The following is an 18904-nucleotide window of genomic DNA, read 5'->3' as shown; positions in this document are numbered from 1 at the left end:
TTTCCGGGTCAAATTGTCTCTTATCTTAGAGAAAAGATTGTATTTTGTCACTCGCTAGAGCAAATTTTTAACAAATCTTAATTTATTATTAAATGGGCAGTTTTTAAACAGGAGTTAACAACATTTGGAACCAGCGACAGAAAGCGATTAGCAGCTAAATGTGTTTCCTCCGATGTTACAAAATATTTTTCTAGGCAGTATGGGTAAGCACAGATTTTAACCTGAGAGATTAAGCCAACTGTAACTGCACATTCTGCAACTTGCAAATCGCTTTCAAGACTTGCGCCAACAAGAGCGATCGCTCTCGGTCAGTCAAACTCAAGTCTGGTAAAATCTGATAAGTGCAAGGATTTCCCCGCGTCAGATACACAAACTGATAGTTACGTCCATTCGTCGTCAATCCCCAAACAGACGATTGCTGCTGCAAACTTTTATAAGCATAAGTCAGCAATTGCGGCAAACCGGCCCAAGGATCGATCGCACTATTTTTCGCCTCCACTACCAAAATCCAAAACTGTGCCGCCGCGAGTTCTGCATCCGCCTGATTTACGGCTAAAATATCCAAGCGCCCTTTAATTAAAGTATCCCCATCCTCAACCTCGATCGGGATGCTATCTTCCATTGTCAGCACCACAGGAACTTTAAAAAATCCCGTTAATCTCATTAACGGTGAAAGTGCTAAAAACTTAACCAATTCTTCAGAAACTTTACCTGCTTCTAGATACCGCCAAAAGTCATTGCTGATTTCCAACAGGTGCTGCTGTTCAAAGTCCGTCAGAGGTTCCAGAGAGAAAAAATCAGTAAAAGAGCCTCCTGTTTGTCTTTCCAATTTTAGAAGGCGGCGAACGTCGTTTAGAGAAAGTTGGCTTGCTTCTAAATTTTGGGTCATGGCTTTCCTTTAATTAAATTTAACTAAGTCTCTAATTCTAGCTAATTTAATTGACAAAAAACTACAATTTAAAAGTTTGTAGCACAATAATTTTCAAGAATAATCAAGCATTAAATAGGCTGAAAAATCCTCTTCATCTGCGTTAATCGGCCTTCATCGGCGAGCAAAAAAAGAACAACCTCTCAACCTATTACAAAATTTTCCAAAGTCTTAAGGAAAATAAACATACTTTGGTCCCAACTTATGCAAACAATAGTTACAAAGACTAACCGAAATTAAAGTTAAGAACGATGTCACAAGATACCATCGAATCAATTCTTCATGAAAAACGCCTATTTCAGCCGCCCGCTGAATTCTCCGAAAAAGCACACATCAAAAGCTTAGAAGAGTACCAAGCCCTCTACGATAAAGCCAAAGCTGACCCCCAAGCATTCTGGGCAGAACTTGCCGCCCAAGAATTGCACTGGTTCCAAAACTGGGATACCGTGCTCGACTGGCAGCCGCCTTTTGCTAAATGGTTTGTCAACGGCAAAATTAACATTTCCTACAATTGTCTCGATCGCCACTTAACCACTTGGCGCAAAAATAAAGCCGCCCTGATTTGGGAAGGCGAACCCGGAGACTCCCGCACCCTCACCTACGCGCAACTCCACCGCGAAGTCTGCCAAATGGCGAACGTCATCAAACAATTGGGAGTCCAAAAGGGCGATCGCGTCGGCATTTATATGCCGATGATTCCCGAAGCTGCGATCGCCATGCTAGCCTGCGCCAGAATCGGTGCAGTACACAGCGTTGTTTTTGGCGGTTTTAGTGCAGAAGCTTTGCGCGATCGGCTTAACGACGGCCAAGCAAAACTCGTCATCACCGCTGACGGAGGCTTCCGCAAAGATGCAGCAGTCGGCCTCAAAACACAAGTAGACAAAGCATTAGCAAATGATGCCGTACCCAGCGTCACCAACGTTCTGGTAGTTCAGCGCACCAAACAGCAAATTGACATGGAACCCGGGCGCGATCATTGGTGGCACGATTTGCAAAAAGGTGCATCTGCCAATTGTCCTGCCGAACCGATGGATAGCGAAGATTTGCTGTTCATTCTTTACACTTCTGGAAGTACCGGAAAACCCAAAGGAGTCGTCCATACAACGGGCGGTTATAACCTTTACACCCACATGACAACCAAGTGGATCTTCGACCTTCAAGATACCGATGTCTACTGGTGTACTGCTGATGTAGGCTGGATTACCGGACACAGTTACATAATCTACGGGCCGCTGTCCAACGGTGCAACAACTTTAATGTATGAAGGTGCTCCTCGCCCTTCAAATCCAGGCTGTTTTTGGGATGTAATTGAAAAATACGGCGTCACCGTTTTCTACACTGCACCCACCGCAATTCGCACCTTTATGAAAATGGGCGAACACTTGCCGAATGCACGCAATTTGTCATCTTTGCGATTGTTAGGAACCGTCGGCGAACCGATTAATCCCGAAGCTTGGATGTGGTATCAACGAGTAATTGGCAACTCGAATTGTCCGATCGTCGATACTTGGTGGCAAACAGAAACCGGGGGAATTATGATTACCGCTTTGCCCGGTGCAATTCCTACAAAACCAGGTTCTGCAACCCTACCGTTCCCTGGAATTGTGGTCGATGTTGTTGACCAAGATGGCGAACCCGTAACTAACGAAAGTGGCGGTTATTTAGTGGTGAAACATCCTTGGCCGGGAATGATGCGTACACTTTACAACGATCCCGATCGTTTTCGCCGCACCTATTGGGAATATTTGCACCCGAAAGATGGCGAATTTGTGTACTTTGCAGGGGACGGCGCGCACAAGGACAAAGACGGTTATTTCTGGGTAATGGGCCGCGTTGACGATGTAATTAATGTGGCCGGACACCGACTCGGCACAATGGAAGTTGAGTCAGCTTTGGTATCGCATCCAGCGGTGGCAGAAGCTGCGGTTGTTGGTAAACCGGATGAGATTAAAGGTGAGGAAATTGTGGCTTTTGTCACGCTGGACAACTCGCAGCAACCTAGCGATGAATTGGCTAAGGAATTGAAGCAGCACGTTGTTAAGGAAATTGGGGCGATCGCCCGTCCCGGCGAAATTCGATTCACCGATGCTTTGCCGAAAACGCGAAGCGGCAAAATCATGCGCCGATTGCTGCGTTCTTTAGCTGCGGGAGAAGAGGTTTCTGGAGATACTTCGACCTTGGAAGACCGGACGGTTTTGGATAAATTGCGCGGCGGTTCGTAGGGGTATGCAACCGCAGATTTTAGCTGATTAACGCGGATGAACGCAGATGAAATTCCCATCAGCTCATCTGCGTTCATCTGCGGTTTAATTGTTAATTGGTTTATTTACCGCGCCACAAATGAACCGCATCGGGGTTAATTTCCGATCTTACTTGCAGCCACTCGTCTAACAAGTAGTCATCATCAACTGCTTGCTTGTGCTGTTCGTCTTTGAGAATTGCCAAGACGTGAACTCCAGACGGATAGTTGACATGACGAATTTCTGGGTCATATCCCAAGTCTTGAATTTTTGCCAGAACGCGATCGACAGCACCGGCAACAGTCAGATCGACGGCCAGAATAATTTGACCGAATTTAGCACCTGGTTTTACACATTCCAGAACAGCCATTACTCTTTCTCCTTGTAGCTGCAACGGTACACTTGAGGGCGATTTTCGACTTTTCCGGGTTGAGTTACAGATTCTAATTCAACTCGGTAGCGGCTCGTTTTTGGCACTCCTGTTTCGCTTGCTTGGGGTTATCCGCTAAAATCGGCTCGTCCCAGCGTTCTGGTTCTTTTTCTGGATCTTGAATCATAATTAAATTGCTCCTTTGTTGGACGTTCAACTTCGGGGAAGTCGTCTTGGCATGGTGCGGCAACATTCTGCCAAAGCGCATTTATCTGCTATAATTGTACTGCATTTTTCAGTATAATTGCAGTATGAGTAACAATGTTAAAGTTCTAACCATTCGACTGCCTGAAATCGAAATGCTTCGGCTGGAAGCTTATTGCGCGAACAGCGGTCGAACAAAAACCGATGTGATTCGCGAATATATCAGGAGCTTGGAAGGTGAAACTCGATCGCTCCACAAAAATTAATTGATAATCGATGAATTATTTGGCTCATCTATTCTTATCAAAAGGCACGCCAGAATCCCTGATTGGCAACCTCTTAGGAGATTTTGTCAAAGGTTCGGCCGTCAACCTTTATCCCGAGGAAATTAGAAAAGGCATCGATTTGCACCGCAAAGTAGATAGCTACACGGACTCTCACGCCATAGTGCGATCGAGTAAAAGCCTTGTTTCTTCGCAGAGACGCAGGTTTGCAGGAGTTTTGATTGACGTGTTTTACGACCACTTCTTAGCTAAAAATTGGGGGGAATATTCAGAAATTCCCCTTCCCGATTTTTCTCGCCATGTCTATAAAGTCCTGCAAGACAACCGCGATATATTGCCTGAATCTCTCCAGCGGTTGCTGCCAACAATAATTGCCCGCGACTTGCTTTCATCTTATCAGGAAATTGCCGAAATCGGTATCACTCTTACCAGAATGTCGGCGCGACTCAAACGGACAAATAACTTGGCAAGCGGCATAGAAGATTTGACAGCTAACTATCAACGCTTAGAATCGGATTTTCGGGATTTTTTTCCAGATTTGATAAAATACGCGACTGTTGGCAAATTTTAATATAAAAAACAAAAATTACAGTTGCTAGTGATAACGAACTCGTGTATAATCCAAGCGATACCTGCATGAAATCTCAAATGCAACAGGGTTCAAAATATGGCAACCAGAATTCAGAACCTGCAAATAACTAAAGTAGTTGACGGCGACAGCATCAAAATTTCTCTCAACGGCAAAACCGAGTCTCTGCGGCTGATTTGCATCGATACAGAAGAAAGTCATCCGGGAGGCTCCAAACCTGTAACTGTGGCGGGGAAAGCAGCTTCGGAAATGGCTAAAAAATACTTCGCCACAACAGATGATGGACTTGCTCAAATTGACATAGAATTTGATACAGACGATTCGGTTGAAGTGGCTCTACAAAAACACCGCGACAACTACGGGCGTCTCCTATGTTACGTACATAAAGACGGAGAAAATTACAATCTTAAACTGATTGAAGAAGGCTGGAGTCCCTACTTTGTCAAATACGGGCGCTCCAGATTGTATCACCGACCAATGACTGAGGCAGAATCGGCAGCAAAAGCTTACAATCTGGTGATTTGGAATCCGATTACCAATGCCAAAATTCCCTCTCGCAACTATGCTAATTTACTGCCTTGGTGGTCGATGCGAGGCTCGATTGTTGAAGAGTTTCGGTTGTCGGAAGCAACGGCAGGAGCGCTTTCTTTGAGGTTGCACTACCCGAAAATATTAGCGGCTTCTGAGAGAGCTAAATCTCTTACTATTTTCTGTGATTTGCAGGCGGGAATTACTAAATGGATCGGCGGTAGCGCTCTAATTTATGCTGGTTCGGTGTATCATAAATTAGATTTGTGGATTCCAGATGCTGAAACTGATGAAATGGCTCCCTTGAAGCGGCTAATCGAGAAGCGTTATGCGGGTGTGGGACGGGGATATGTGTATGTCAGTGGGAAGGTAGAACAGTACAAAGGGAAGCCTCAAATACTTTTGAAGGATATCAAACAACTTTCTGACTTTCCCCGATAATATTTAAACTACAGTTAATTTCATCAATCCTGTTTACTACCTATAATTTTATTAGGAAGTACCCTCGCGGAAATAGAGGGCGATCCTAAAAAACGATCGCCCTCTATTCAGCCTGGATATTCTATTTATTAAGAGAGGCAGGAACATTTATTGCTGCATCGAAGGACTATCAAAAAATCGGCATCCTAACGGATTTGTGCGTGCAGATTGATTTTGAGGAGTTGTTATAGGAGAAGTAGAGTTAGGAGGTGTGCTATTCAATTCTGAGACGGTAAAAGATTTAGAAATGTTAGGATTTTTCCCGAGATTGCTAGCAGAAGTGTTAGCAAGATTTGGTGACTCGGTAATTGTAATCTCCTGTGTGGCATTTACATTTGTCTGCGATTTGACAGTGGTTTGTGCCTGACACGGATAGGCAGTCATAGCAGAAATTACAGCAAAGCTCAGAAACCCAAGACAGCCCGTTGATTTAATCATATTTATCTAAACCTAAACTTAAAGAACTATTAGTAATGCTCTTAATAATAGATTAAGTTAGGAAAACTTATATTTCAAGCGTGTTTATGCGTATTTTTTTAAACTTAATGATTAGGTATTTGTATGTAGAAAAAAAAGATAAAAACGCGGAAATTACTACTAAATGTAAAGTTGCAGTAAAGAGAGCGGGTTTTTACTGAGAAAAAATGTTAGGACATCCCGCTGGGGTTTTAATCACTGTCTGCTGACCGAAGAACACCTTTTTCGCTGAACAGGCATCCTGCCTGTTCCACAAAATTAAATTTTATTGTGGGCCGTTCCTCCGGGGCGGGTTCACCAAAATTATGTGCAATTCGCGATCGACTAAACCCGGCCCCACAGGATTAAACTCTTAAAAGGAAAAAGAAGTTCTCAATACACCAACTGAGATCGGGTCGCTATCGGGAGTGTGACCGGGTTGAAAAATCAAGATCAATCCAGGGGTGACGCTGATATTATCATTCACCTGCCAACGGTAGAATACCTCTACATGAGTAGTCGTTCCGGGTTGCCCGCCCGATCGCCCTAAACCCGTATCTAGAAAATCAGGAACGTTATTGCCTGTAGGTAAATTGCTGCTGACAATTTTAGGCGGTTGCCCGATATAAATTCCTCCTAAATTTCCGGCTTTAAACAAATCGGGAAAATTTACAAAAATCATATAGTTTGTAGTGGCTACCGTACCAGATTTACCTGGAATGCGAGAATTAGTATAACCAGCCCAACCTCCCAGAGAAACTCGCGATGAAATGCGCCAATTTAAACTTGCTCCAACTGCATTTGTTTGCAGAGGAGCGGACTTATTTGTGTTAGGATTGATAGCAGTTAATTGACTATCTCCTGCCAAACTAATCAGATTACCGTCCGGCGAATAATCGTTAACATAATAGACAGTAACATCAACAGGATCGGCTGGTGTCAGAGTTAGTTGTACACCCAATGTATTGTGTCCTTGAGACCCGTTAGAACTGACAAAAAATCCAGAAATATTAGTTGAATAAACTGCTTGCAAACTGGCTCGCTTCGCAAATTGCCAGTCAATGCCGATGCCGCCTAAACCCAAACCCGTGTTCAAAATTGGGTTTCTTTGAGCGAAGCCAGAAAGGGGGCCCGAAGCTGCACTTTCTGCCCGATTCGGCCCTCGAAAAGCGGTAATCATGTTAACTCCTGCTGTTCCTGCAAACACTGCCAATTTGTCCCCGACCAGGAAGCGGTAGTTGAGGTCGCTGAGAGTTAATCCAGAAGTTTCGGCTACATTATAAGCAAGGTTTACGTCTTCGGTTAATTGTGGTGAATTGCTTCCGTTCTGGTTGTAAAAACCGATTAATAAGTTACTGCGAGGACTAAATTGAGTGGTTAAGTAGAATTGATTTAGGTTAATGATGTTGACATTTGTACCCGGGTCTTTGGTATCTCTTTTGCCGTCTCTGGGAGTCCGATCCGCACGGTTGGGAGTGCGCCCTTGTATTCCAAAAACGGTGAATCCAGACAGCTTAGTTGTGGTTGAAAATTGATTGGCTTCTAGTTCGCTAGTTCGCGCTTCTAGCACATCCACTCTGCCTCGGATTGTGGCAATTTCGGCGGCAAATTCTTCTTGTAATTTTTGCAGTTTTATTAAGTCGTCTCGCTTAGCTAGACTTTCAGTTGATTTGGCGATGGACTCGCGGATTGTATCTAAACAAGCATTGATCCCCGCTGCAAATTCATAGCGGGTAAGGGCGCGGTTTCCGCGATAGGTTCCGTCTGGGTATCCAGCTATGCAGCCGTATTTTTCTACTAAGGATTGCAGTGCTTGAAATGCCCAGTCTGTGGGCTGTACGTCGCTGAGTTGGGAAACTGATGTAACTTGTTCTAGTGAGTTTTCAGCCTGGTAAACTAAGGGGGGAGTTTCTAATTTATTTTCTTTAACTAACGGAGGTATTGCTGCGGGCTGGGTTTCGCTAGCTTCGGGTATGTAAGTTTCTATCTTACTCGCGATAGGTACAGGCGGCTCGGATGCGGGGTTTATCGGTGAATTTACCTCTACCTTGTCAGATTTTTCGAGTAATTGCCGATCGGGATTACGATCAAAATTATCCGCTAGATTATTTGTCGGTGCGGGTAATTGATACCATTCATTAACTGCATCTTCTGAATTTGCACTATTTACTGTTGTTTCAGGATCTGTCGTTTCTGCTAAGGCGGGAATGCTGAATAATGCCTGCAATCCAAATCCTAGTATTAAGCTGCTAAGGATTTTCCAAATTTGTCGATCGCACTTTTGATTTTTCATGTTATTTATACTATGTGAGACAAAAGCTACAAACAAAAGTGAGAAAAAGTGTGATTTCCTACGGGATAGCTACGCACGCGCGTACTATTCGAGATGAAGGGCGATCGTAAATTCCATTCCTTCTCCCAAAACCAACGAACCAGTCAAACTGCCTCCCTCGCTTTCTTCCACTATGTGACGGCTGATTGACAATCCGGTTCCCGTTTTTTTCCTACAGATTTAGTAGTGAATGAAGAGTCAAAAATCAGCGCTCTTATTTCCTCAGACATTCCTTGGTCATTGTCTTTAATTTTCCTCAAAATATCTGGCTAACCAGCAATAATCAAGTAGCAAATAGTAATGATATTCACTGCTGATGGTAGCGATATAAAAATACAAATTTATTTATTTTTCATCGCTCGCGGCTGGCATTTATTATTAGAAGAGATAATACTTTTTTCTGTTATTTCATAGCAATTAAGCAAAAAAAGAAGTATATTTTTTAAACTGTTGAATTACGAAGGGGTTGGTTTTTTCGTAAATATGGCCGCAAACAATCAAAATTATATCAATTTCTTTGCATATCGGCTAAAACTTTATACTCGTTGTATGCAGGTAAATAGTGCGGAGCGAGTGAGCGATTAACATCGTTCGCAGAGAAACACAATCAATTGTTTTAGCTAGCAAAACTTTTAAGTTCAGTATCATTACGCTTGACCAAGCAAAAATATTAGGTATATTTAATTTATTTAAGCCCGTTAATACTATAATAATAGTACCGCCAATCTGTAGCTGCCAATAGCTGCGACATCCATTCAAACTCCAGAGATTTAAAAGCTATGTGCCAATTACTGGGAATGAACTGCAATGTTCCAACAGATATTTGCTTTTCTTTTGAGGGTTTTTCTGCAAGAGGTGGCAGAACAGACGTTCATCAAGACGGTTGGGGAATTGCTTTCTTTGAAGGTTTGGGATGTCGCCTTTTTATAGACTCTAAACCTGCGATTGCTTCTCCGGTTGCAGAAGTAGTGCGTCGCTATCCGATTCATTCAACTAACGTCATTGCTCACATCCGCAAAGCTACCCAAGGCGAAATTGCTCTGGAAAACTGCCACCCTTTTATTCGGGAACTTTGGGGGCGTTATTGGGTGTTTGCTCACAATGGAAATCTCGAAAATTTTTCTCCAGAATGTGCCGGAGTTTACAAACCTGTTGGCAAAACTGACAGCGAAAAAGCATTCTGTTTAATATTAGAAAAGCTGCGCTCTACTTTTCCTCAAAGTAAACCTGCTTTAACAGAAATTTACCCGGTACTGGAGGAAATTACTAAAAGTTTGGCAGAACACGGAATTTTTAATTATTTACTTTCCGATGGAGAACACTTGTTCACCCATTGTTCTACTAATCTGCATTATATTGTGCGACAAGCACCTTTTGCTAGCGCGCACTCGATCGACGAAGATGTAACTGTCGATTTTCGGGAATTGACCAACGAGGACGATCGCGTGGCTGTTATTGCGACTTTTCCGCTGACAGATAACGAAGTTTGGACGCAAATTCAGCCGGGAGAATTGCTGGTATTTCAGGATGGTTCGCCGGTCTATTCTGGGCTGCTGGAGTTAAGTTAACGAGATTTAAACAAATTTAAAGCCTAAACAGAGCATCGAACCTCCTAAATGACCAGCTTTCCAGCTTGATTGATGAAGCCAGATTTGCCATCGCGCTTGACAGCGGCTAAGCCTTCCGAAAAACTGCCCGCCGCCGAAAATTGCGGGGCGATCGCCCACTAGCCTGCTTGATTGATGTACCCGCACCCTTTAGGAGGGGTAACTGCTGCTAAACCTTGATTAAATGAGCGAGCATTGTACAATTAGAGGATGATTCTTGTGGCGTGTCCCACCTTCAGTCAAAATACATTGGACTGGCTACGATATCCCATCCCACAAAACAATCAAAATCATCCCCCAATTATCCAACGGCTTCTACTGTCCCCGAAGTGACAACAGAGGGATTAATTCGGTTGAACAGCCGCTAGAATTTGTCCGGCTGTCACCGTTTGCCCCTTTTCACAAAACAACTCGGCAACAGTGCCCGCAACATCAGCAGTAATAGCAATTTCCATTTTCATCGCTTCCAAAATTAACAGGCGATCGCCCTCTGCAACCGCATCTCCAACATTAACCAGCACCTGCCAAACATTGGCCGAAACGTGAGCGACAACTGCCTCACAACCGATCGGTAAAGTAACCTCCGCCGCTGTTTCAGAAGCCACATCCGCCGGGGCTTCTGCGGCAGATTCAGCTTCAAATTCCCCGGATGCAGCCCAGCGATCGCGCTCTGCATTAAATGCGGCCTGCTGCTGCGCTTTAAATTCAGCCGCACTGTTAGCAATAGAATGCAAAAACTCATTGTATTCTCTCAAATTAAACGTGATTTCCTCAACCTTTAATTTAAACTTCCCTTCGATAAATGCTTCCCGACAGCGGTGCAATTCCTCATGAGAAACCGGATAAAATCGGATTTGGTCAAAAAAGCGCAAAAGCCAAGGTTTACCAGACTGGAAATCCGCCGTTTGTTTGAACCGATTCCACATTTGCACCGTGCGGCCGACAAATTGATAACCTCCGGGCCCTTCCATCCCGTAAACGCACAAATAGGCGCCGCCAATGCCAACTGCATTTTCAGGAGTCCAAGTGCGGGCGGGATTGTATTTAGTAGTAACCAAACGGTGGCGCGGATCGAGGGGAGTTGCGACGGGCGCGCCTAAATAAACGTCTCCCAAACCCATCACTAAATAGCTAGCATTAAATACAATTTCTCTGACTTGTTCGATGCTGTCAAGCCCGTTTATGCGGCGAATAAACTCAATATTGCTGGGACACCAAGGTGCATCCGATCGCACAGACTGCATATATTTTTCAATGGCCAACAGCGTCGATTCATCTTCCCAAGATAAAGGCAAGTGCACAATTCGCGCCGGCACTTCCAAATCCTCGATCGCCGGAAGTTCCGCCTCCACCGCAATCAGCGCCTGCATTAGCTGCTGTTGCGAAATCTGGCGGCCCTCAAAGTGAATTTGGAGCGATCGCATTCCCGGCACTAATTCGATAACACCCGGCAACGGATTTGCTTTCAACTGTTCCATCAATGCGTGCGCCCGAAAACGCAAATTTAAATCCAGCACCAACGGGCCGTATTCAACTAGAATATATTTATCCCCAGCTTGACGGTAAGTAACAGCAACCTGTCCCGGAGATTCTGGAATTTCGTGCAAAATTGGAGAAGCGGGAACTGCGGGCAATTCCTCCGCATTTTCCCCAAAAACAGGCAAACTAAAAGTAGCAATTTGCCTATTTTGTGCTAATTCCCGCTGCAAAGCTTCAGCAAAACTCAAACAGTGAAAGCGAATGCTGTCCCCCGGTTTCAGTTGCCCGATTTTCCACAATTCCGACTGCACAATAGTAGCAGGACAGACAAAACCTCCCAAACTCGGGCCGTCAAGACCGAGAATTACAGGCATATCCCCCGTAAAATCGATCGTGCCGATCGCGTAAGCATTATCGTGAATGTTAGACGGGTGCAAACCCGCTTCCCCGCCGTCTTGACGCGCCCAGGTGGGCTTCGGGCCGATCAGCCGAATGCCCGTCCGCGTCGAGTTGTAATGCACCTGCCATTCTGTAGAGAAAAACATTTCGATGTCTGACTCAGTAAAGAAATCCGGCGCGCCGTGAGGCCCGTACAAAACGCCAATTTCCCAATTATTGCTGTAGGTGGGAATTAGTTCCGGAGGCAAAGATATTTCTGCTTCCAGAGTTGCAGTTTGAAGCAGTTTAAGCACATCTCCCGGACGCAGCGTGCGGCCTGCGTGTCCGCCAAATTTGCCCAGTACAAAAGTTGATTTGCTGCCCAAATAATCGGGGACATTAAAGCCATGTTTCACCGCTAAATAAGTGCGGTAGCCGCCGCCTTGAATGGCTTTTAACTTGAGAATGCTGCCAGCTTTTACGGGAATTGCTGTCCAAAACGGCACCGATTCGCCGTTTAGGGTTCCCTTCATAATTGCACCAGTCAAACTAATCACTGTATCGGCATTAAAGCGCAGAGTTGGACCTGTAGCTGTGAATTCCAGTCCTGCTGTCGATTCGGGATTTCCTACTAAACGATTTGCCGATCGAAATGCCAGATGATCCATCGGCCCAGAAGGCGGCACGCCCACATCCCAATAGCCAATCCGCCCCGGATAATCCTGAATGCTGCTGTAGGTTCCCCCATCCAATACATCGATCGTTAAAGGTGCGTATTCAAAAGAGTTTAAAAAGCGGGTGCTCAGTTCGCCCCGGCTGAATCGGGAATCGTCCAAAATCTGGCTGAGGTAATCTAAATTAGTTTCAATTCCCGCTATTTCACTGGCATCTAAAGCAGCTTTGAGTTGAGCGATCGCCTGCGTTCGATTATCCCCGCAAACGATTACTTTGGCTAGCAGCGGATCGTAAAAAGGAGTAACCTCCGTGCCGGTTTCTATCCAACTGTCGCAGCGGACGTTTTCGGGAAACGCAACTTGATTCAGCAACCCGGAACTCGGCTGAAAATTCTTGCCGGCATCTTCGGCATAAATTCGCACCTCAATTGAGTGTCCCTGCGGCCGATAGCGGTACTCTTCTAGGGGGAACAAATCTCCAGAAGCCTGTTTTACCATCCACTCAACGAGGTCGATGTTGTTGACAGCTTCAGTAACGCCGTGTTCAACTTGCAAGCGCGTGTTGACTTCCAAAAAATAAAACTGTTTCGCATCGACATCAAATACAAATTCAACAGTACCCGCTGACTGGTAATTTACCGCTTTTCCCAGCCGCACGGCTGCACCGTACAACTGATTTCGCTGTTCGTCGCTAATAGCAGGGGCGGGGGTTTCTTCAATTACTTTTTGATTGCGCCGCTGCACCGAACAATCTCGCTCGCCCAAGGCTATGACATTTCCTTTGCCATCTCCAAAGATTTGGACTTCAATGTGCCTGGCTGTTTGAATGTATTTCTCTAAAAAAACGCCGCTTTGTTTAAAATTACTTTGACTCAAACGCTGTACTTTTTCAAAGGCTTCTGCCAAATCTCGATCGCCAAAACAAGCCTGCAAACCGATGCCGCCGCCGCCTGCGGTACTTTTGAGCATCACCGGATAGCCGATCGCCCCAGCCGCTTTTTCCGCATCCTCTAAACTTGCTAAAAGTTCGCTTCCGGGAGTTAGCGGCACTTGATTTGCAGCGGCTATTTCCCGCGCGGTGTGCTTCAATCCAAAGCAGCGCAACTGACTCGGAGTCGGACCGATAAATGCAATATTTTCGCTTGCACAAGCTTCGGCAAATTCAGCATTTTCGCTCAAAAAGCCGTAACCCGGATGGATAGCTTGAGCTTTAGTTTGGCGGGCAACTTCGAGAATGCGATCGAACCGCAAATAACTCTCGGCTGCGGCGGCTGCACCGATACAAACGGCTTCGCTGGCGGCGAAAACGTGCTTGGCGCGGGCGTCGGCTTCAGAATATACTGCTACCGAAGCAATTCCGAGGCGATCGAGCGTGCGGATAATTCGGCAGGCAATTTCACCGCGATTTGCAATCAAAACTTTGTTAAACATTTAAGTAATTGGTAATTGGTAATTGTTAATGGTAATTGGTAATTGCTAATTGCTAATGGGCAATCGATTATTCAGTCCTCTTTAGAGGACTTTAGCTATTAGCCAGGGGTTTAAACCCCTGGCGGTCTCTGGCGAACCCGCAACTACAACCTATACCGCATCCCAAACAATCAACTGAATCGGCGTAGGATTGTAAGCATTGCAAGGATTGTTCATTTGCGGGCAGTTAGAAATAGCAACCAGCGCGTTCATTTCAGCTCGCAAATCAACTGTACTTCCCGGATCGGAGATGCCGTCAACAATTTCAAGCGTGCCATCTTCGCTAACCGGAACATTCATAAAAAAGTTGAGATTGCTGACTAAATCTCGCTTGCCCAAACCGTAGGGAAGAATTGCGGCGAGGAAATTTTCAACACAGGCGTGCTGGTATTTTTTATCTAGTCCAAACCGCACCGAATTGCTCTCGCAGCTACAGGCGCCGCCGGAGGTATCGTGTCGCCCGCAGGAGTCAGCAATTATGGTCATCATGGCTCGCCCTTCGTTGGAAAGGAGTTGGCTATTTGTAGTGACAAAGATGTTGCCTTGATTGACGATCGTATCGGGGGCGCTGTAGCGTTCGGAAGGGTCATCGGCATTGTAAACTAAAAAATCTACTGCTTGATTTCCGCCTAAATCTACAATGCGGAGAATCTGTCCTTTTTTGATGACACGAGACCAGGGATGTCTGGCGGGTAAAACTTCGTTATAAATTGCAGTTTTTGGATCGAGGACTTGTTGAGTAGTTGCAGTCATGGTTCACTTTTTGTGATGGAATTGCAGAATTTTTTACCGCCGATTGGTGCGGACAAGATTGAGTGCTGGAATCGAGTCTATTGCACGAACAAAGCATCAGTGTTGATGAACCCGCGCACGGCTTCCGGGTTGGCGGTGCGGCACAAGTCGTCTGGTGCGGGTGCGGGGGTTTTCACAATCTGAATTTGGATGGGTTTTGGATCGTAAATTGAACCCGGATGCAGGATGTGGGGGCAGTTAGATATAATGGTCAATACGTTCATTTCGGCTCGCAAATCGATAAAACTACCAGGTTTTTCGCAGCCTTCGCGAAACTCCATCGTGCCGTCTGGTTTGACGGCAATGCGAGTAAATAAGTTGAGGTTGGGCATGATATCTTTTTTGCCCAATCCCCACCGACTTAGGGCTTTGAGGAAGTTGTCGCGGGAGTTTTTCCAGTCTCCTTCGCCGTATTTTTTGGCATTGCTAATGGCGTTGCTGCATCCTCCTAGCAAATCGTGACAGCCGGAGGTGTCTTGGGTGATGGAAAATAGGATGCGCCCCATGTCTGTGTAGAGCACCATGCCTTTTTTGAGAAAGGCGTTGAATTGAATTTTGGCGGTGTCTGCTGCGTTGAAACGTTCGATCGCATTGTCGGCGTTGTAGCACAGCATGGAAACGCCGCGAGAGCCTTCTAAATCGGTGATTCGCAGGGTGTTTCCCCGCTTGATGACTCCCGACCAGTACGCGCCACCCGGTACGGTTTCTTCGATTAATACGAGGCTTGAATCGATTTGTGAGTTTGGGTCGATCGATGATAGTTGCACCATAAGTTCCTCTTGATGTATTTGGGTAGGTCAGCGAAATAAAACAATAGTATTTTGTAGCGGCAAAACCCGCCCTCTCCCAAAGTAATATTTATTCCCACTGATATCTTGCACCATTCTCAAGAACGGGCAAGATGCCCGTTCTACAACACTCACTTTTATTGTGGAACGGGCATCTTGCCCGTTCCTAAATAGGTAATTGATAAGGGTGCAAGATGTTAAGTTTCCACTTACTTAGGTTGGGAGTTAAACTCTTGGCGCCGGCGCAAAAAGTGCAACTATTAACCTATTTTTATTTAAGCAGCCATTGCAACTGCTTCCTGTCCGTTTACATCTTGCACCATTCTCAAGAACGGGCTCTTCGGCCCGTTCCACAAAGAGTGAATGTTCTTGTGGGGTGGGCATCCTGCCCGCCCCACAAGTGCAAATACAAACCTATTTCTATTTAAGCAGCCATTGCAACTGCTTCCTGTCCGTGTTTCCGCATCAAATCCATGAGTTCGTCGCGGTAATCGTGGAATTTGGCGTGGCGTTTAATGCTGGGAGTGCGATCGGGCAAATTAATCGACATTTCCTTTCTCACTGTACCGGGACGAGCGCCCAAAGCATAAATCCGATTGGAAAGAAACACCGCTTCTTCCACATCATGGGTAATCATAAAGATTGTAATCTGAGTGCGACGCCACAAATCGAGCATGAATTCGTGCATCGATTCTTTAGTGTGGATATCCAAGGCGCCGAAAGGTTCATCCATTAATAACACTTTAGGTTCAGAAGCGAGGGCGCGGGCGATCGCCACCCGCTGTTTCATCCCGCCGGACAATTCCTTCGGTAGCGACGAAGCAAACTGCGTCAATCCTACCACACTCAAATAATAGCTCGCTTGTTCGCGCCGCTTTTTCTTGGACACGCCTTGAAGTTTGAGGCCAAACTCGGCATTTTCCTGCACGTTCATCCAAGGATAAAGAGTGTAATGCTGAAATACCATACCTCGATCCGGCCCAGGGGAAACAACTTCTTTGCCATCAATTTTCACTTCCCCTGTTGTCGGCTTGTCCAATCCCGCAATCTGCCTCAACAGAGTAGATTTGCCCGAACCGGATGCGCCTACCGCGCAGATAAATTCGCCTTGCTTGATGCTCATATTGATGTCCTTGAGGACAACTAATTTACCGTTTTTCGTTTCAAAGTTTTTGTGCAGGTTGTTGATTTGTAGAAACATGAGTTTATCCTCGGTATTGTAGTAAGTAAAAAAATGACACCATTCTGCCTTTTAACATCTGCTTACTGTTTCTGACTTGACCATTTACAAGAAACCCGCAGCAGGTATTGAAAAAGCAAATCAAAAGTCAGTCCGATCGCCCCAATGACAATCAGCCCCACAAAAATTTCATCGGTTCGGAGAAATCGACCTGCGACGCTGATCCGGCGGCCTAAGCCTTCGGTTGCCGCAATCAATTCCGAGACAATTACCAATTGCCAAGCCGCAGCTAAGTTGATGCGGCTAGCATCAAGAATTCCCGGCAAAACGTGGGGAAAAATAACTTGAGTGAGGATTTCCCAGCGATTACCGCCCAACATATAAGTAGATTCGATCAAGTCTTTTGGAACAAACTTGACTGTATCCATCACCATCAGCGAATTGAAGAAAAAGACGCCGATAAATATCAGGGTAATTTTGGGTTCTTCGCCGATTCCCAAGTAGAGAATTAGCAGGGGAATAAACGCTGGTGCGGGCATATATCGCATCAAGCCGAACATGGGTTCCAGCAAGGCGCGAATACTGGGAAAACTGCCCATCAGCACGCCAATTGGTATGGAAAAAACCAAGGCGAACAGAAAGCCCACTCCCACCCGCCACAAACTCGCTACCGTATCTTTCAAAAGTTCGCGAGTGTTCCACAGCCGACCAAATGCCTCTAAAACTTTGCCGGGGGAAGGCAAAAATTTGGGGTCTACGTTGGCGAAGGTTGTTACTAGCGACCACAGCAGCAGCGGCAGTGCGATCGATGTTACCGTTAACCCAATATTGAGGGGTTGTGGTATCTCTTCCGCAATCCGCCAGAAAACGGTGGGATTTAGGTTTTTTTGCTTGAGGTGGGATTGGATTGATCGCGGATCGGGATTTGGTGGCATGATTTAATTGCGGAACGGTTTGTCGAGTAATTGGAGTAGATTTTGGGGATTATAAAAAGTATTTTTTTTACGGTTTTTTGTGTCTGCACAATCCTAAATTATGCCTTTTAGCTTTTACCTTCGGCATAAGCTTTTATAAAACGATCGTCAAATAATGTGCTGATATCTGGTTGGGTTTTTGCTAAATTTACATCGACGAGAAATTTAGTCATTTCGGCCGCCGCAAACTGCAATGATGTCATGTCATTTCCCGGTTGAAAGGCTTTCAAGTTTTCCTCGATCGTAAATATCTTAGTGCCATTTTCATATTCTTTGTATTCCTCGACGCTAACTCCGGCGCGGTTGGCTAGAATCTCGTAAGATTTCTCTTTATTTGATTTCATGTATTCCAATGTGGCAAACCATGAATTGACCAGCGCTTGCACTCGATCGGGGTGTTCGCCGATAAACTTTCGCGTGAATACCAAATGGTCGGAAATCGCCCCCGGAAAATCTTTTGAACTAAATAGTTCCTTGCTGTTCGATCGTTTTAATGCTTGCGTGGTAAACGGCGCAAATACTGCCACCGCATCGACTTGTCCTCCGACGAAAGCCGCCGCAGCTTTACCAGTTTCCAGCGGTACAAATTGAATATCTTGCACTGATAAACCTGCTTTTCTCAGCCCTAACAGCAATAAAAAGTGATCGACTGTACCTTCCTCGGCTGCAACTTTTTTGCCTTTTAAATCGGCAACGGAATTGATGCCTTCGGCGACAATCACTTTGTCATTTCCAGTCGAGTTGTCGTTGACTAAAACAATTACTTGATCGGCACCGCCTGATATAGAGTTTACGGTATCGCCGAGGGTTTGGCTGTTAGCATTTATCTGTCCTGCTGTGAGGGTGCTGATCGATTCTAAGTAGCCGTCAAACCATTTTAAGTCTACAGGAACATTGTTGGCTTCAAATATCTTTTGCTCTTTGGCAATTTGCCACGGAAACCAGCCTGGCCACGCGCTAAATCCGAGGCTAACTGCATCAGCACTTACTGAAGAAGCTGCTTCGCTTTCTGTCGTGGTTTTGATATAAATTGCCGGGTTGACGCAGCCGACAGCGAAAAACAAGGTGATGAAAAATAGGGCGCAGTAGGATAAGGGCGATCGCGTTATTTTTGGGGAGTAATATCGGATATTCATAGCATATTCTGGTTG

17 protein-coding genes are annotated in these 18904 nt (G+C 45.4%); 5 read left to right on the top strand and 12 right to left on the bottom strand.

Features of this window, described 5'->3' with window-relative positions; all coding sequences use genetic code 11:
- Positions 1-229 precede the first annotated feature (229 nt).
- On the bottom strand, positions 230-889 hold the full coding sequence (locus QT996_RS16770; RefSeq protein ID WP_333047833.1) for a restriction endonuclease subunit R: 660 nt from the start codon (positions 887-889) through the stop codon (positions 230-232).
- Positions 890-1179: 290 nt separating this feature from the next.
- Between QT996_RS16770 and acs the strand changes: the two genes are divergently transcribed.
- On the top strand, positions 1180-3150 hold the full coding sequence (gene acs / locus QT996_RS16765; protein ID WP_333047832.1) for an acetate--CoA ligase: 1971 nt from the start codon (positions 1180-1182) through the stop codon (positions 3148-3150).
- A 100-nt stretch (positions 3151-3250) separates the two neighbouring features.
- On the opposite strand, the gene QT996_RS16760 is transcribed toward acs, so the two are convergent.
- Both QT996_RS16760 and QT996_RS16755 read right to left on the bottom strand, forming a co-directional pair.
- Complete coding sequence (locus QT996_RS16760; protein WP_333047831.1) at positions 3251-3538, bottom strand: hypothetical protein; 288 nt, start codon at positions 3536-3538, stop codon at positions 3251-3253.
- Positions 3539-3611: 73 nt separating this feature from the next.
- Positions 3612-3806 carry a hypothetical protein gene (locus QT996_RS16755; protein WP_333047830.1) on the bottom strand — a complete coding sequence of 65 codons (195 nt, stop codon included), beginning with the start codon at positions 3804-3806 and terminating at the stop codon, positions 3612-3614.
- Between the two features lie 43 nt (positions 3807-3849).
- On the opposite strand from QT996_RS16755, the gene QT996_RS16750 reads away from it, so the two are divergent.
- The 3 genes from QT996_RS16750 (at position 3850) to QT996_RS16740 (ending at position 5584) form a co-directional block, all read left to right on the top strand.
- The gene (locus tag QT996_RS16750) at positions 3850-4008 is read left to right on the top strand and encodes a ribbon-helix-helix protein, CopG family (RefSeq protein WP_332952379.1); all 159 of its coding nucleotides are present in this window, start codon (positions 3850-3852) and stop codon (positions 4006-4008) included.
- Positions 4009-4018: 10 nt separating this feature from the next.
- Positions 4019-4597 (top strand): ACP phosphodiesterase, encoded by a 579-nt coding sequence (locus QT996_RS16745; RefSeq protein WP_333047829.1) that lies wholly within the window; start codon positions 4019-4021, stop codon positions 4595-4597.
- 96 nt (positions 4598-4693) lie between these two features.
- The gene (locus tag QT996_RS16740) at positions 4694-5584 is read left to right on the top strand and encodes a thermonuclease family protein (RefSeq protein ID WP_333047828.1); all 891 of its coding nucleotides are present in this window, start codon (positions 4694-4696) and stop codon (positions 5582-5584) included.
- Between the two features lie 147 nt (positions 5585-5731).
- Here the strand turns inward: QT996_RS16740 and QT996_RS16735 are convergent, their stop codons facing one another.
- Positions 5732-6007: a hypothetical protein gene (locus tag QT996_RS16735; protein ID WP_333047827.1), complete on the bottom strand. Its 276-nt coding sequence runs from the start codon at positions 6005-6007 to the stop codon at positions 5732-5734.
- Between the two features lie 445 nt (positions 6008-6452).
- Positions 6453-8372: an iron uptake porin gene (locus QT996_RS16730; RefSeq protein ID WP_333047826.1), complete on the bottom strand. Its 1920-nt coding sequence runs from the start codon at positions 8370-8372 to the stop codon at positions 6453-6455.
- 818 nt (positions 8373-9190) lie between these two features.
- On the opposite strand from QT996_RS16730, the gene QT996_RS16725 reads away from it, so the two are divergent.
- The gene (locus QT996_RS16725) at positions 9191-9979 is read left to right on the top strand and encodes a class II glutamine amidotransferase (protein ID WP_333047825.1); all 789 of its coding nucleotides are present in this window, start codon (positions 9191-9193) and stop codon (positions 9977-9979) included.
- 44 nt (positions 9980-10023) lie between these two features.
- Here the strand turns inward: QT996_RS16725 and QT996_RS28670 are convergent, their stop codons facing one another.
- The 7 genes from QT996_RS28670 to QT996_RS16695 all read right to left on the bottom strand — a co-directional run bounded on the left by QT996_RS28670 (position 10024) and on the right by QT996_RS16695 (position 18889).
- Entirely contained in the window at positions 10024-10131 is a 108-nt protein-coding gene (locus QT996_RS28670) for a WG repeat-containing protein (RefSeq protein WP_445304573.1), read from the bottom strand.
- A 231-nt stretch (positions 10132-10362) separates the two neighbouring features.
- Complete coding sequence (gene uca / locus QT996_RS16720) at positions 10363-13980, bottom strand: urea carboxylase (protein ID WP_333047824.1); 3618 nt, start codon at positions 13978-13980, stop codon at positions 10363-10365.
- 150 nt (positions 13981-14130) lie between these two features.
- Positions 14131-14772, bottom strand: a complete 642-nt coding sequence (locus tag QT996_RS16715) for an urea amidolyase associated protein UAAP2 (protein ID WP_333047822.1) — start codon at positions 14770-14772, stop codon at positions 14131-14133.
- A 77-nt stretch (positions 14773-14849) separates the two neighbouring features.
- Positions 14850-15581 (bottom strand): urea amidolyase associated protein UAAP1, encoded by a 732-nt coding sequence (locus QT996_RS16710; RefSeq protein WP_333047821.1) that lies wholly within the window; start codon positions 15579-15581, stop codon positions 14850-14852.
- 442 nt (positions 15582-16023) lie between these two features.
- A complete protein-coding gene (locus tag QT996_RS16705) occupies positions 16024-16800 on the bottom strand; it encodes an ABC transporter ATP-binding protein (RefSeq protein WP_006630934.1) in 777 nt (258 codons plus the stop codon).
- Positions 16801-16862: 62 nt separating this feature from the next.
- A complete protein-coding gene (locus QT996_RS16700) occupies positions 16863-17714 on the bottom strand; it encodes an ABC transporter permease (RefSeq protein WP_333047819.1) in 852 nt (283 codons plus the stop codon).
- Between the two features lie 107 nt (positions 17715-17821).
- Positions 17822-18889, bottom strand: coding sequence for an ABC transporter substrate-binding protein (locus tag QT996_RS16695; RefSeq protein ID WP_333047818.1), 1068 nt, complete (start codon positions 18887-18889; stop codon positions 17822-17824).
- Positions 18890-18904 lie beyond the last annotated feature (15 nt).

Origin of the sequence: Microcoleus sp. S13C4, from assembly GCF_036700865.1 — a bacterium.
Classification (GTDB): Bacteria; Cyanobacteriota; Cyanobacteriia; order Cyanobacteriales; family Microcoleaceae; genus Microcoleus.
Note: the sequence above shows the minus strand (reverse complement) of the source record. Positions and strands in the feature narration are given on the sequence as shown.

Coding starts and splice junctions, on each gene's coding strand:
- QT996_RS16770 (WP_333047833.1), bottom strand. CDS start 889: ATGACCCAAAATTTAGAAGCAAGCCAACTTTCTCTAAACGACGTTCGC.
- acs (WP_333047832.1), top strand. CDS start 1,180: ATGTCACAAGATACCATCGAATCAATTCTTCATGAAAAACGCCTATTT.
- QT996_RS16725 (WP_333047825.1), top strand. CDS start 9,191: ATGTGCCAATTACTGGGAATGAACTGCAATGTTCCAACAGATATTTGC.
- QT996_RS16755 (WP_333047830.1), bottom strand. CDS start 3,806: ATGCGCTTTGGCAGAATGTTGCCGCACCATGCCAAGACGACTTCCCCG.
- QT996_RS16730 (WP_333047826.1), bottom strand. CDS start 8,372: ATGAAAAATCAAAAGTGCGATCGACAAATTTGGAAAATCCTTAGCAGC.
- QT996_RS16710 (WP_333047821.1), bottom strand. CDS start 15,581: ATGGTGCAACTATCATCGATCGACCCAAACTCACAAATCGATTCAAGC.
- QT996_RS16750 (WP_332952379.1), top strand. CDS start 3,850: ATGAGTAACAATGTTAAAGTTCTAACCATTCGACTGCCTGAAATCGAA.
- uca (WP_333047824.1), bottom strand. CDS start 13,980: ATGTTTAACAAAGTTTTGATTGCAAATCGCGGTGAAATTGCCTGCCGA.
- QT996_RS16745 (WP_333047829.1), top strand. CDS start 4,019: ATGAATTATTTGGCTCATCTATTCTTATCAAAAGGCACGCCAGAATCC.
- QT996_RS16735 (WP_333047827.1), bottom strand. CDS start 6,007: ATGACTGCCTATCCGTGTCAGGCACAAACCACTGTCAAATCGCAGACA.
- QT996_RS16705 (WP_006630934.1), bottom strand. CDS start 16,800: ATGTTTCTACAAATCAACAACCTGCACAAAAACTTTGAAACGAAAAAC.
- QT996_RS16740 (WP_333047828.1), top strand. CDS start 4,694: ATGGCAACCAGAATTCAGAACCTGCAAATAACTAAAGTAGTTGACGGC.
- QT996_RS16760 (WP_333047831.1), bottom strand. CDS start 3,538: ATGGCTGTTCTGGAATGTGTAAAACCAGGTGCTAAATTCGGTCAAATT.
- QT996_RS16700 (WP_333047819.1), bottom strand. CDS start 17,714: ATGCCACCAAATCCCGATCCGCGATCAATCCAATCCCACCTCAAGCAA.
- QT996_RS16715 (WP_333047822.1), bottom strand. CDS start 14,772: ATGACTGCAACTACTCAACAAGTCCTCGATCCAAAAACTGCAATTTAT.
- QT996_RS16695 (WP_333047818.1), bottom strand. CDS start 18,889: ATGAATATCCGATATTACTCCCCAAAAATAACGCGATCGCCCTTATCC.